Consider the following 12,968-nt stretch of genomic DNA (forward strand, 5'->3'; position numbering starts at 1 on the left):
CCACCCCCACCCCGGCGAAAAACTCACCCCCCAATACTGGTACGACAACTGCCACCAACCCGTCGCCTTCCACCCCACCATCAACAACCTCATCACCGACGGCCACCACACCTTCATCGAAACCAGCGCCCACCCCGTACTGGCCCCGCACGTCGGCGACACCGACGTGGACGTGCACATCCTCACGAGCCTGCGCCGCGACGACGGCACCGCCGGCCGCTTCCTCGCCGGGCTGGGCCGCGCCTGGATCCTCGGACACCACGTCACCCCCACCCCCCACGACGGACCAACCGCCGACCTCCCCACCTACCCCTTCCAGCACCACACCTACTGGATCAGCACCACCGCCCCCGAGTCCGCCGCCCCGGCCGACACGACGGAGGCGCGGTTCTGGGAGGTGGTCGAGGAGGGCGCGCCCGATCAGGTGGCCGGGATGCTCGGCACCCGCGACGACGCGACGCTGACGGACCTCGTTCCCGCGCTCGCCGCCTGGCGCCGCGAGCGCCGCACCCGATCACGCGCGGAGTCCTGGCGTTACCGCCTCGACTGGCGGCCCGTCACCCTGCCCGAGGCCGCGCTCTCCGGGACGTGGCTGGCCGTGCTGCCCCCGGACGGCGGCGGGGAGGCGGACAACGCCGTACTGGCCGCGATGGAGCGGGCCGGCGCCCGCGTCGTGCGCGTCCGCGCCCGCGGCAAGCGGGACGAGCTCGCGGCGGCTCTACGCGAGGCCGTCAAGGCCACCAAGGCCACCCAGCCCGCCGAGTCCGCCGAGTCCACCGACGAGTCCCAGCCCGTCGGGACGCTCTCCTTGCTCGCCGACACCGAGTCCTCCCTCGTCCTCCTCCAGGCGCTGGCCGACGCGCGGCTCGGTGGGCGGGTCTGGTTCCTGACCCGGGGGGCGGTCTCCACCGGTGACTCCGACCCGATCCGGCACCCCGAGCGGGCCGAGCTGTGGGGCCTGGGCCGGGTCGCCGCGCTCGAACACCCCGACAACTGGGGCGGGTTGATCGACGTACCGGAGACGCCGAGCACGCCGGACGAGCTGGCGGCGCTGCCTCGGATCCTGGGCGGCCAGGGCGATGAGGACCAGGTGGCGGTGCGCGGGGCGGGCACGTTCGCCTGCCGCCTCGTGCCCGCCCCGCCGCCCGCCCGCCCCGCCGCGGCGGTGTTCCGGCCCCACGGCACCGTGCTCGTCACCGGCGGCACCAGCCCCACCGCGCTGGCCGTCGCCCGCTGGCTGGCCGGGAACGGCGCGGAACGCGTCCTGCTCACCACCGCCTCCGCGACCGGATTCGCCACCCCCGCCGAACTCTCCGGTCTGCACGCCGACATCACCGTGGCCGAGTGTGATCCCGCCGATCGGGAGGCGTTGGCCCGCCTGCTGGACGCGATCCCCGCCGACGCGCCGCTGACCGCCGTCGTCCACGCCGGCGAACTGCTGGACGAGGGGCCGATCGAGGGGTTCACACCCGAGCGCCTGCGTGCGGTGCTGGCGGCCAAGGCGACCGCCGCGCGGAACCTGCACGAGCTGACGAAGGACCGCGATCTCGCGGCGTTCGTCCTCTTCTCCTCCTTCACCGGCTCCCTCGGCGGTGGTGTCGGCCTCGGGCCCTTCGCCGCCGCCAACGCCCACCTCGACGCGCTCGCCGCGCACCGCCGCACGCTGGGGCTGCCCGCCACCTCGCTGGGGTGGACCGCGTGGGCGCATGCCGGGCGGGACGCCGAGGAGGCGGAGTTCGAGGAGTCGCGCAGGGAACGCCTCGTACAGCGTGGGCTTCCGGCGCTCGACTCTGGCCTTGCCCTGCTGGCCGTCCAGGAGGCCGTCGAGCGGCGGGACACGGCGCTGGTCGTCGCGGACGTGGAGTGGGAACGCTTCCTGCGCCGCTACACCGCGACCCGGCCCAGCCCGCTGCTGCGGGAGATCCCCGAGGTGGCACGGCTGCGGCGGCGCGCGGCGGCCGGAGGCGGTGCGGCCGAGGCGACGGACGGCGCCGGGCAGGCTCTGGTGCGACTGGCCGAGTTGCCGGAGGCCGAGCGGGAGCAGGCGTTGCTGACCCTCGTACGGGGCGAGGTGGCGGCCGTACTCGGGCATGCCTCCGGCGAGGCCGTCGATCCGAGGCGAGGGCTGCTGGAACTCGGCATGGACTCGCTGACGACGCTGGAGCTGCGGAACCGGCTCGCCGCGGCGACCGGCCTGCGGCTGCGGCCCGAGGCCGTGTTCCGCAACGGCAGCCCTGAGGCGGTCGCCCAGCACCTGGGCACACAACTCCCCACGGGCGCTGAGGCGGTGACGGCGCCGCCCCCCGGCCCGCGGTCCGGTTCTTCCGGGTTCGCCGCCCTGTTCCACCGGGCGCTCGACGCCGGAACGACGGTGGAGTTCACGGACCTGCTGGGCGACGCCGCCCGTTTCCGGCCGGCGTTGTCCGGCACCATGCCGGAGCCGGTGCGGCTGGCCGAGGGCTCCGGAGGCCCGGCGCTGTTCTGCCTGCCGACCGTGCTGGCGACCTCAGGCCCCCACCAGTTCGCGCGCTTCGCCGCGCACTTCGCGGGCGAGCGCGACGTGTGGGCCCTGCCGCTGCCCGGCTATCTGCCGGGCGAGCCGCTGCCCGCCACCCTCGACGCGTTGCTCGACGCGGCGGCCGCGACGATACGCCACAACGCCGACGGCGCCCCGTACGCACTCGTCGGCTACTCCTCGGGCGGCCTGCTGGCCCAGGCGACAGCCGCACGGCTGGAGGACGCGGGCGAGGGCCCGGTGGCGGTGGCGGCGATCGACACCTCGCCGCTCAGCCGCCGGCTTCTGGTCCGGCTGATGCCGGAGCTGCTGGGCCGCCTGGGCAAGCTGAGCGGCGCGGACGGAGTGGACCCGGGCCTGGTCCTGGACGATGACCGCCTCACCGCGATGGGCGGCTACCTACGGCTGCTGACGGACGTCACACCGGAGCCCGTCAAGGCCCGCACGCTGCTGCTGCGCGCGGGCGTGGACATCCCCGGCGACCACTTCTCCGTCATCGAGGCGCACGCCGGCACCACCGCACGGTCCATCCACGACTGGCTCGACGCAACGCTGGGGGAAGCCCATGAGTGACACGAGGAACACGAACGACCGTGACACGAGGTACACGAACGACGTGCCCCGACGGCCCTCCGTGCTGATCGTCGGCGGCAGCACCTGCGGACTGGCCGCCGCCTGCGAGCTGCTGCGGCTCGGCGTCTCCGTCCGGCTGCTGGAGAGCGAGCCGGAGCCGAACAAGGGCTCGCGCGCCATCCTGCTGTGGCCGCTGGGACTCGATGTGCTGCGCGGCCTCGACGTACTGGCCGAGGCCCAGGCGAGCGGCGTCACTCTCCGCTCCCTCCACTACCACCTCGACGGCGGCCGGACCCTCCACAACGACATCGGCCAGGAGAACGAGGCACTCCTGCTGCCCCAGGAGCAGACCAGCGCACTGCTGGAGGGCGTACTGGAGAAGCTGGGCGGCCGGGTGGAGCGCGCCACGCGGGTCACCGACGTGTCGCCTGGCGAGGACTCCGTGACCGTGGAGGCTCTCGGGGCCGACGGCACCACCGAGCTGATCGAGGCGGACTGGCTGATCGCGGCCGACGGCGTCGGCAGCACCGTCCGGGAGCGGCTCGGCATCGAGTTCCCCGGCGTCACGCTTCCGACGCTCTACCTCGCCGCCGAGGGCCACCTGGACGGCGGCGACGCCGGGATCGGCGCCGTCCACTACTTCCTGCGCTCCACAGGACCCATGGTCTACGCCCCGCTGGCGGGCGGCATCACACGTATTGGCACCCCCGTGCCGCCGGACACGCCGCTGACGCCCGAGACCGTGCAGTCGCTGCTCGACCAGCGCGGACCGGCCGGGGCGCGGGTGAAGGATCTGCACGAGATCAAGACCTTCGGCAGCCAGGAGCGGATCGCGACGCGGCTGCGCCAGGGCCGCTGCTTCCTCGTCGGCGACGCCGCCCACACCCACTCGCCGATCGGCGGCCAGGGCCTCAACCTGGGCCTCCAGGACGTGCACAACCTCACCTGGAAGCTGGCGGGCGTGATCCAGGGCCGGTTCGCCCCCGCGATCCTCGACACCTACGAGGCCGAGCGCCGGTACGCCGCCGAGCTGGTCGTCCGCAACACCCGGCGTTTCACCCGCATGTTCACCCTCAAGCCGGCGCAGGCGCGGCTGCGGAACGCCGCCTGGCGCTTCCTGGAGGCGTCGGGGGTGCTGAGGCGGCGACTGGTGCCGCTGCTGGCGGGCTGGCGGGTGCGCTACCCCGAGGGCCTGGTGGTGCGGGGGGAGGGAAGGTCCGGCGGGTCCGGGAAAGGGAACCGCCTGCTGCCGCCCCCCGGTTCGCGCGCGCCGCACTGGGTGACCGTGCCGGCCGGGGACACGGCGCACCAGGCCGCGTTCCGGCTGCTGAGCACGGGTGCCAGGGCCGACCGCATGCACCAGGCGGCGGCCGCCGTCGCCGACCGGCTGCCGGGTCTGGTGGCGCACGAGCGTGTGGGCCGGCACCGCCCGGGGTTCCTGCTGCTACGCCCCGACGGGTTCGTGGCCGCCGGCGGCACGACCTCCGCCGCCCTGGAGGGCGCCGAGCGATTCCTGGCCGACCTGGCGGACACCGCCGAGGTGACTGCCTGATGCCGCGGTCGAGCCACGGCACGAAGAGGCGGTCGAACCTCGTCGCGTTCGAGGGCGCTGATGCCACCGGTGACACCGCGGGAACAGCGAATGCGGCCGGACCGGGGCAGCACCGGGGCCGGTCCGGACGCGGTGGCCAGGGCGCCCCTGCTGGTGAAGCGCTGGCTGCCGTCGACGGCGGTTCACCCGTCCCTGCCCCACCCGCGCACCTCCGGAGTCGCGAACCCTTGGGACCGGCTCAAGAAGGCAGCGCCGCGTGAGGCGCGGGGCGCGGGCGCTGCTGGCACAAGTGTGGGAGTCGTTCGTCCTGTTCGGGCGGCTCAGCGCCGGAGAACGCCCGCCCCGGGGCACGGATTTCGACCAGGGTTCCCGGGCGTCCGGTCGGTCCCGGCGGTCGAGGCCTCCCCACCCCGCCGGACCCACCGAGCCTCCCGCGACGCTGCCCGGCCACCCCGAGCGCGTGCCGTCGGCGAACGACTCCACCCCGGCGAGCCAGGCGTTCTGGGCACAGGTGGCCCGGATGACCGACGAGATCCTGCCTCGCGACCGACGCGGCCCCCACAACTGAGCCGTGAGTGAGGTGGGTGGGGTTCCCTCGGCATCAGATCGCCGGTGTCGCCGCCGGCCCCCGCACACGAAAAGGGCCCCCACAGGCTCTCGCCCGCGAAGACCCTTCGCACCGTCGGGACGACAGGATTTGAACCTGCGACCCCTTGACCCCCAGTCAAGTGCGCTACCAAGCTGCGCCACGTCCCGATGCGCTTCACCCGCGGTGACCCGCGTGATCGTGCAAGCAGAACTTTACCCCACGTGGGGGCCTGCTCCGTAAGGACGCCGTTCGCGCGACAATCGGGGTATGAGCGGGACAGCTGAGGTTCGGCAGGACGACGGGCGGGACCGGGATCCGGACGGGCGGGCGCGCAACGCCCGGCCGCGTGATGGCCTGGGGCGCCCTATGCCGTACGGCACGGACGGTGTGGAACGGCAGCCGGAGGGCCTGGTGCGCAGCCCCGAGGAGACCGTCGCCGAGGCCCAGACGCTGCTGGACGAGGGGAAACCCTTCCACGCGCACGAGGTCTTCGAGGACGCGTGGAAGGCGGGCCCCGACGAGGAGCGTGCTCTGTGGCGGGGGCTGGCCCAGCTCGCCGTGGGGCTCACGCACGCCGCCAGAGGCAATGTGACGGGCGGCGCGCGGCTCCTGCGGCGCGGCGCAGGAGCACTGGAGGAGTGGGTTTCGGACTCCGGCCGGGCACGCCCGTACGACATGCCACTCGCGGAACTGAGCTCCTGGGCACGGGAGTTGGCGGGAGTCGTGGAGAGGGACGGTGCGGCGGTCGGCGCGGCGGCGTGGGCGCCGCGACTGCGCGGCGGCGGAGCCTGACGAGGTTACCGGTCACCCGCCGGGGCGGCTTCGTCGCGGCGGGCGCCCGGGTGCGGTGGACGCACTGTCAGTGCCGTGCGGCAGACTCCGGGTGTGCGAAAGATTCATGTCATCGGGATCGGGGCGGGCGACCCCGACCAGCTCACGCTTCAGGCGGTCAAGGCGCTGAGGGACACCGACGTGTTCTTCTTCCTGGACAAGGGCGAGGTGAAGGCCGACCTCGTCCAATTGCGCCACGACATTCTCGACGCGCACATACCGGAGGGGACGTACCGGCTGGTCGAGGCGCGTGACCCGGCCCGCGACCGGTCCGCAGGGGGCGCGGCGTACTCGCCCGCGGTCGGTGACTGGCGCAGCGCCCGCGCCGAGATCTACCAGCGGCTGATCTCCGAGGAACTGGGCGAGGACGAGAGCGGCGCGTTCCTGGTGTGGGGGGATCCCTCGCTGTACGACAGCACACTGGGGATCCTGGAGGAGATCCTGGAGCGGGGCGCCGTGTCGTTCACGTACGACGTGGTGCCCGGGATCAGCAGTGTGTCGGCGCTCGTCGCCAGGCACCGTACGGGGCTGAACCGAGTCGCGCGGCCCGTCCAGATCACCACGGGACGGCGCCTGGCCGAGGGTTTCCCGGAGGGCGTCGACGACGTGGTGGTCATGCTCGACGCCCACCAGTCCTTCCGGCGGTACGCGGACGAGGACATCGACATTTACTGGGGCGCCTACATAGGCACCCCGGACGAGATCCTCGTCTCCGGTCCGCTGGCCGAGGCGGCGCCCCGCATCGAGCGGCTGCGCGCCGAGGCCAGGGAGCGCAAGGGGTGGATCATGGACACGTACCTGCTGCGCAGGCGGCCGAAGGGGTAGTCCGTCCGGGGAGGGCGGAGCCTCTACGCCAGGTGGGTCGTCCCGCATGCACATGGCGCCCTCCGGTGTGAAAGTGACGAATGTGACGACCACCGAGGAATCCGTGCTGCCCCCCGCGGAGGCATCCGCGCCGCCGGTACTGGACAAGCGGCGCCGCAATGTCGTCTTCGTGACGATCATGCTGGGCATGCTCCTCGCGGCCCTCGACCAGACGATCGTGGGCACGGCACTGCCGACGATCGTGTCGGACCTGGGTGGCGCGGCGCACATGTCGTGGGTGGTGACGGCGTACCTGCTGGCGGAGACCGTGGCCACGGTGCTGGTGGGCAAGTTCGGTGACCTGTTCGGCCGCAAGGTGGTCTTCCAGGCCTCCGCGATCATCTTCATCACCGGTTCGTTCCTGTGCGGTCTCTCGGCGAACATGACGATGCTGATCATCTGGCGGGCCGTCCAGGGCGTCGGCGCGGGTGGTCTGATGGTCACCGCGATGGCCCTGATCGCGGATGTCATCCCGCTGCGGGAGCGCGGCAAGTACCAGGGCGCGATCGGTGCCGTCTTCGGTGTGGCCACCGTCATCGGACCGCTGCTGGGCGGCCTGTTCACGGACCATCTGACCTGGCGCTGGGCCTTCTACGTCAACGTGCCGATCGCGGTCGTCGTCGTCATCGCCGCGGCCCGCACCATCCCCGTCGTGAAGTCGGCGGTCCGCCCCGTGATCGACTATCTGGGTATCGCGTTCGTCGCGATCGGGGCCAGCGCGCTCATTCTGGCGACGAGTTGGGGCGGCAACCAGTACGCCTGGGACTCGGGCATGATCATCGGCCTGTTCGTGGCCGGTGTCGTCTCGCTCGGCCTCTTCTGCTGGGTCGAGACGCGCGCGGCCCAGCCGACCCTGCCGATGCGCCTGTTCGCCAACCCCGTCTTCACGGTCTGCTCGATCCTCAGTTTCATCGTGGGCTTCGCGATGCTCGGCGCGATGACGTTCCTGCCCACCTACCTCCAGTACGTCGACGGCGACTCGGCCACGGTCTCCGGTGTCCGCACGCTGCCCATGGTGATCGGCCTGCTCATCGCCTCCGTCTTCAGCGGCAACGTGGTCAGCAAGACCGGCCAGTACCGCGTCTTTCCCATCATCGGCTCGCTGGTGATGGCGTTGGGTCTCTATCTGCTCTCACTGATGGGTCCGGGCACCAGCGCGTGGCTGGCGTCGCTGTACATGTTCGTGCTCGGCGCCGGGATCGGTCTGTGCATGCAGGTGCTGACAATCGCCGTGCAGAACACCGTGGTCTACGGCGATCTCGGCACCGCGACTTCCGGCGTCACCTTCTTCCGTACGCTGGGCAGTTCCTTCGGGACGGCCGTCTTCGGCACGATCTACACCAACTCGCTGAAGCCGAACCTCTCCGACGGGGTCGCCGAGGCCACCCGGACCGGTGCGGCGGATCCGGCCGCGGTCGCGCAGGCCTCGCAGAGCCCGGAAGGGCTGCACAGGCTGCCCGCGCAGGCGGCCGAGCCCATCGTCGGGGCGTACGCGGACACCCTGCAGACCGTCTTCCTCTGGACGGTGCCGGTCGCGTGCCTCGGCTTCCTCGTGGCGCTCTTCCTCAAGCAGGTGCAGCTTCGCGACAGCGCGCGGATGGGTTCGACCGACATGGGCGAGGGTTTCGCGTCCCCGTCGAGCGCCGATTCTCGGCGGGTCCTGGAGGCCACCGTCGGCAAGATCATCGGCGGTACGGAGATGGACACCGCGCGCCGGATCGTCACGGAGTCCGACACCCGGCTCGATGTCGCCGGGGCGTGGGCGGTGATGCAGGTGGAGCTGTTCACCCGGATGGTCGGTCACGCCAGTCTCGGGCTGATCGCCGCCCGGCGCCGACTGCCCCCCGAGGTCCTGGTACCGGTCTTCGACCGCATGGTCGACGAGGGCTACCTCACCCGCGACGGCTCGCTCTTCTCGCACACCGCCGCGGGTGAGCGGGAGGCGCGGGTTCTGGGCGAGGCGTGGGGAACCTGGCTCGCCGGACGTGTGGAGCGGGATCTCGGCCGCCCGTCGGGCGACGACCTGCGCGCCGCCGTCGACTCGATCGCCAAGCGACTGCTGGTCGAGGACCTGAGCAGCGGCCTCCCGTCCACCCGGCAGCCGCAGCTGACGTCCAGCACCCCGGCCTGACGGGCCGGGCCCACCCGCCCGTCAGCGCACGTTGGCCGGACGCCCAGCCCGTCAGCTCGCGTGCGCACGGCGACCCGCCCGTCAGCGCGCCCCGAGGTCCAGCCGGGCCAGCGCCGACGCGACGTCCGGGAGGGGCGGGCGGCGTACGACGACGGGGAGCCCGAGGTCACGCGCGGACCTGAGCAGCGGCCTCCCGTCCACCCGGCAGCCGGAGCTGACGTCCAGCACCTCGGCCTGACGGACCGGGCACACCCGCACGTCAGCACACGCTGGCCGGACGACCCGCCCGGCAGCGCGCGTGCGCACGACGACCCCCCCGTCAACGCGCCCCGAGGTCCAGCCGGGCCAGCGCCGACGCGACGTCCGGGACCGCGCTGACGCCGTCCGGGAGGGGCGGGCGGCGTACGACGACGACCGGGAGCCCGAGGTCACGCGCGGCCGTGAGTTTTGCCGCGGTCGCCGCTCCCCCGCTGTCCTTGGTCACGAGCACGTCGATGCGATGCTCGCGCAGCAGGGTCGTCTCGCCTTCCACCGTGTACGGGCCGCGCGCCAGCAACACCTCGACGTCCGGGGGCAGTGGGGGTTCGGGCGCCTCCACCGACCGTACGAGGAAGTGGAGTCGGGGCAGGTCCGCGAAGGCCGCGAGGCCCAAGCGGCCCGTGGTGAGGAAGACGCGTCGGCCCAACTCCGGGAGCAGCGCGGCGGCTTCGGTGAGGGAGGCCGCCGAGTGCCATCGGTCGCCGGGGCCGGGGTGCCAGCCGGGGCGGCGCAGCACCACGGCGGCGACGCCTGTCGCCGCCGCGGCGAGGGCCGCGTTCGCGGTGATGCCCGTCGCGAACGGGTGCGTCGCGTCGGCCACCGCGTCCACGCGATGCTCGCGCAGCCAGCGGGCCAGGCCGTCGGCGCCGCCGAATCCCCCGATCCGTACCTCCCCGTCGAGCTCACCGGGCCGGGAGACCCGGCCCGCGAGCGAGGTGGTGACCCGCACTCCGGGGGACGCGGTCAGCCGGGCGGCGAGTTCTCGTGCCTCGGTGGTGCCGCCGAGGACCAGGACGTGGGGCATGGCGTCGAGCGTACGGGCATGCCGTTCCTCGGCGCCGACGGCGGTCAGCGCAGCAGCAGCTGGGCCCCGCCCACGATCGTCGCGGCGATCACCAGCCGTTCGAAGAGCCGCTGGTTGATGCGGTTCACGGCCCACTTGCCGAGGACGGCTCCGGGCAGCACGAAGGCGGCCAGCGCCGCGTCCAGGAGCAGCGAGTTGCCGTCGATCAGGCCGAGGCCCACGCTGAACGGCACCTTCGACACGTTGACGATCAGGAAGAAGAAGGCGGAGGTGCCGAGGAAGCCGAGTTTCCGGAAGCCCGCCGACAGGAGGTACATGGACATCACGGGGCCGCCAGCGTTGGCGACCATCGTGGTGAAGCCGCCGAGCACGCCGTAGGAGCGGGCCTTGATCCGGCCCGTGCGCGTCGCCACCGAGTCGGGTTCGTCGTCCTTGCCGGCCGACCGTCTGCGCCAGAGGGTGACCGCGGCCATCAGCAGCAGGATCGCGCCGATGGAGGTCCGTACGACCTGGTCGTCGGCCCACACCAGGAACAGGGTGCCAAGGACGACTCCGGCGGCGACCGCCGGGAACAGCCGCCAGAGCGTGGGCCAGTGGGCGTGGCGCCGGTAGGTGAGCACGGCGAGTACGTCGCCGACGATGAGGATGGGCAGCAGCACCCCCGTGGAGGCGCGGGCGGGCAGCACGGCGGCGAAGATCGCGAGGCTGACCGTGTTGGCCCCGCTCACGGCGGTCTTCGAGAAACCGACGAGCAGCGCCGCGGCGGCGAGAGCGGCGAACTCCCAGACGGATATGTGCCAGAGCGTCATCGTGTTCATGCGGGGACCGATGCTATGCCCACGCATCTCGTTCGCGTAAGGACCGTCTCGCCCACTGGCCCCTGAGGATCTGGTGGGGCACGGCCCTTGTCGTCACCCGCTCTCGGGGGTGGCCTCTCCGGCTGAGCGCGTCGACACACCGCCGCCGGTGAGAGGGTCCCCCGCGAGCTCCAGGCTCGCGAAGGCGCCGGCGAGTGACGCGAAACCCTCGTCGCCCAGCGGTTCCACGACACGGCGGCGCACCGAGTCGGCGAAGACCCTGGCCGTGGCCGTGGCCCTCTCGCGGCCCAGCGGGGTCAGCGCGGCGTACGTCACCCGGCGGTCCGAGCTCGACGGCCGGCGCTCGACCAGTCCGGCGTCGGCCAGCCTGTCGACCACTCCGGTCGTCCCCGCGGTGGAGAACCCGAGTGACTGGGCGACCAGCCGCATGGGGGCCGCCTGCTCAGGAGCGGTGGCGAGGAAGCAGAGCACCTCCAGCAGCGACGGCGGCAGACCGATCTCGCGCTGCGCGTCCGCGAGGAGCTGGTCCGTGAGATCCCGGAAACCGGTCGCCAGTGAGTTCCAGCGCTGGAGCAGCTCGGTCTCCTCGGCGCTGGGGCACCCGCTCGTCCCGGTGCCGGGGCACTGCCCCGGGGACGGCCACTCGACTCGTCCCGCCGCCTGCTGGGACTCCCCCATGTGCCGGCTCCCGTCTTCCCGATCCCTGTTCCGACCTGCTTGCCGAGGGTACCCCGGCCAGCTATTATCTCGCGAGCTACCTAATAGCTCGCAATATATTTGTCCCCCAAACTAATTCCCCGAACCGCTCAGGAAAGGCACGCCATGTCCGACACCACCTCGAACTCCACCTCCGCCGTCCCGCTCTCGGACGTGGGACCGGGCCGCTGGGTACTCGACCCGGCACGTACGACGGTCCGCTTCGAGAACCGGACGATGTGGGGCCTCGTCAACGTCAAGGGCGTCTTCACCAAGGTCAGCGGCGAGGGCGAGGTGCTCGCCGCGGGCGGCGCGCACGGCAGCGTCACGATCGACGCCGCTTCCCTGGACACCAAGAACGCCAAGCGCGACAAGCACCTGCGCTCCGCGGACTTCTTCGACGTCGAGACGCACCCCACGCTCGTCTTCACCGCGACCGGCGCCACCCCGACGGCGGAGGGCACCGCCCAGGTCACCGGCGAGCTGACCGTGCGCGGCGTCAACCGCGCGCTCTCCTTCGTCGCGGCGGCCTCCGAGGCCTCGGCGGACGCGGTCACCCTCACCGCGGAAATCCCGGTGGACCGCAAGGACTTCGGCATGACGTGGAACCAGGCCAACATGCTCAAGCCCCTGACCTCGGTCACGATCGTCGCGCGCTTCACCCGCCAGGCCTCCTGAGCCGGAACCGGCCACGCCCCCGTGGGCCCGGAAGTGGTGCGGGTCACGGTCGACTTGGCGGGTCTGACCTGGAGCGGCGCGCACCAAGGGGCAGTCATGGAAAGTACGATCAACCAATGGCTGACACGACCGAAACCACGCCCGGCTGGCTGAGTTCCGATGATCTCGAGCTGACGCGCGCACGTATGCCGATCCTCTACGTCGAGGCCGTGCCGGTGCGCGTCGACGACAACGGCGAGGTGACCAGCATCGGACTGCTGCTGCGCATCGGATCCGACGGGACGGTCAGCCGTGCCCTCGTCTCCGGCCGGGTGCTGCACCACGAGCGGGTCAGGGACGCCCTCATGCGTCACCTGGAGAAGGACCTCGGCCCGGTGGCACTGCCCCGGATCCCGGCCTCCCCGCAGCCCTTCACCGTCGCCGAGTACTTCCCGACGCAGGGGACGACTCCCTTCCACGACCCCCGCCAGCACGCGGTGTCGCTCGCCTACATCGTCCCGGTGGCCGGCGACTGCCGTCCCCGGCAGGACGCTCTCGACCTGGTCTGGTTCAGCCCGCAGGAGGCCTCCTCCCCGGTGGTGCAGAACGAGATGCCGGGCGGCCAGGGAGTTCTGCTCAAGCAGGCCCTGGCGCATGTGGGCTGCCTGTCCTGACCGGG

Annotated in this window: 12 protein-coding genes and 1 tRNA gene; 8 read left to right on the plus strand and 5 right to left on the minus strand. The window is 72.5% G+C overall.

The annotated features are described in order from the left end of the window. The 3 genes from ACIP79_RS34270 to ACIP79_RS34280 form a co-directional block, all read left to right on the plus strand. A partial coding sequence (locus ACIP79_RS34270; protein ID WP_401229729.1) for a KR domain-containing protein occupies nucleotides 1-3,088 on the plus strand: 3,088 nt, incomplete at its 5' end. Then, entirely contained in the window at nucleotides 3,081-4,640 is a 1,560-nt protein-coding gene (locus tag ACIP79_RS34275) for an FAD-dependent oxidoreductase (protein WP_401229732.1), read from the plus strand. The genes ACIP79_RS34270 and ACIP79_RS34275, both read left to right, overlap by 8 nt. Nucleotides 4,641-4,896: 256 nt before the next feature. After that, a complete protein-coding gene (locus ACIP79_RS34280; protein WP_401229735.1) occupies nucleotides 4,897-5,208 on the plus strand; it encodes a hypothetical protein in 312 nt (103 codons plus the stop codon). Nucleotides 5,209-5,322: 114 nt separating this feature from the next. Here the strand turns inward: ACIP79_RS34280 and ACIP79_RS34285 are convergent. After that, nucleotides 5,323-5,396: transfer RNA gene (locus ACIP79_RS34285), tRNA-Pro, on the minus strand. A gap of 100 nt (nucleotides 5,397-5,496) precedes the next feature. On the opposite strand from ACIP79_RS34285, the gene ACIP79_RS34290 reads away from it, so the two are divergent. The 3 genes from ACIP79_RS34290 to ACIP79_RS34300 all read left to right on the plus strand — a co-directional run bounded on the left by ACIP79_RS34290 (nucleotide 5,497) and on the right by ACIP79_RS34300 (nucleotide 9,055). Next, complete coding sequence (locus ACIP79_RS34290; protein ID WP_401229737.1) at nucleotides 5,497-6,021, plus strand: DUF309 domain-containing protein; 525 nt, start codon at nucleotides 5,497-5,499, stop codon at nucleotides 6,019-6,021. 93 nt (nucleotides 6,022-6,114) lie between these two features. Next, entirely contained in the window at nucleotides 6,115-6,885 is a 771-nt protein-coding gene (gene cobF, locus ACIP79_RS34295; protein ID WP_401229740.1) for a precorrin-6A synthase (deacetylating), read from the plus strand. 52 nt (nucleotides 6,886-6,937) lie between these two features. Continuing rightward, entirely contained in the window at nucleotides 6,938-9,055 is a 2,118-nt protein-coding gene (locus ACIP79_RS34300) for an MDR family MFS transporter (RefSeq protein WP_401230068.1), read from the plus strand. Nucleotides 9,056-9,136: 81 nt separating this feature from the next. On the opposite strand, the gene ACIP79_RS34305 is transcribed toward ACIP79_RS34300, so the two are convergent. From ACIP79_RS34305 to ACIP79_RS34320, 4 genes are all read right to left on the minus strand, one after another. Then, a complete protein-coding gene (locus tag ACIP79_RS34305; protein WP_401229743.1) occupies nucleotides 9,137-9,313 on the minus strand; it encodes a hypothetical protein in 177 nt (58 codons plus the stop codon). A 61-nt stretch (nucleotides 9,314-9,374) separates the two neighbouring features. Next, a complete protein-coding gene (locus ACIP79_RS34310) occupies nucleotides 9,375-10,118 on the minus strand; it encodes a cobalt-precorrin-6A reductase (protein ID WP_401229745.1) in 744 nt (247 codons plus the stop codon). 44 nt (nucleotides 10,119-10,162) lie between these two features. Continuing rightward, the gene (locus ACIP79_RS34315) at nucleotides 10,163-10,936 is read right to left on the minus strand and encodes a sulfite exporter TauE/SafE family protein (protein WP_387179819.1); all 774 of its coding nucleotides are present in this window, start codon (nucleotides 10,934-10,936) and stop codon (nucleotides 10,163-10,165) included. 93 nt (nucleotides 10,937-11,029) lie between these two features. Next, nucleotides 11,030-11,614 carry a MarR family winged helix-turn-helix transcriptional regulator gene (locus ACIP79_RS34320; protein WP_401229748.1) on the minus strand — a complete coding sequence of 195 codons (585 nt, stop codon included), beginning with the start codon at nucleotides 11,612-11,614 and terminating at the stop codon, nucleotides 11,030-11,032. A 144-nt stretch (nucleotides 11,615-11,758) separates the two neighbouring features. Here ACIP79_RS34320 and ACIP79_RS34325 point away from each other — a divergent pair, with 144 nt between their 5' ends. Continuing rightward, nucleotides 11,759-12,310, plus strand: a complete 552-nt coding sequence (locus ACIP79_RS34325) for a YceI family protein (RefSeq protein ID WP_401229751.1) — start codon at nucleotides 11,759-11,761, stop codon at nucleotides 12,308-12,310. A 116-nt stretch (nucleotides 12,311-12,426) separates the two neighbouring features. Further along, nucleotides 12,427-12,963: an NUDIX hydrolase family protein gene (locus tag ACIP79_RS34330; protein ID WP_383688100.1), complete on the plus strand. Its 537-nt coding sequence runs from the start codon at nucleotides 12,427-12,429 to the stop codon at nucleotides 12,961-12,963. Nucleotides 12,964-12,968: the final 5 nt, after the last annotated feature.

Origin of the sequence: Streptomyces sp. NPDC088747, from assembly GCF_044751025.1 — a bacterium.
In the GTDB taxonomy this organism is placed as follows: Bacteria; Actinomycetota; Actinomycetes; order Streptomycetales; family Streptomycetaceae; genus Streptomyces.

Excerpts from the sequence above, each read along its gene's own strand:
- ACIP79_RS34275 (WP_401229732.1), top strand. The coding sequence starts at position 3,081 with ATGAGTGACACGAGGAACACGAACGACCGTGACACGAGGTACACGAAC.
- ACIP79_RS34290 (WP_401229737.1), top strand. The coding sequence starts at position 5,497 with ATGAGCGGGACAGCTGAGGTTCGGCAGGACGACGGGCGGGACCGGGAT.
- ACIP79_RS34300 (WP_401230068.1), top strand. The coding sequence starts at position 6,938 with ATGGCGCCCTCCGGTGTGAAAGTGACGAATGTGACGACCACCGAGGAA.
- ACIP79_RS34310 (WP_401229745.1), bottom strand. The coding sequence starts at position 10,118 with ATGCCCCACGTCCTGGTCCTCGGCGGCACCACCGAGGCACGAGAACTC.
- ACIP79_RS34315 (WP_387179819.1), bottom strand. The coding sequence starts at position 10,936 with ATGAACACGATGACGCTCTGGCACATATCCGTCTGGGAGTTCGCCGCT.
- ACIP79_RS34320 (WP_401229748.1), bottom strand. The coding sequence starts at position 11,614 with ATGGGGGAGTCCCAGCAGGCGGCGGGACGAGTCGAGTGGCCGTCCCCG.
- ACIP79_RS34325 (WP_401229751.1), top strand. The coding sequence starts at position 11,759 with ATGTCCGACACCACCTCGAACTCCACCTCCGCCGTCCCGCTCTCGGAC.
- ACIP79_RS34330 (WP_383688100.1), top strand. The coding sequence starts at position 12,427 with ATGGCTGACACGACCGAAACCACGCCCGGCTGGCTGAGTTCCGATGAT.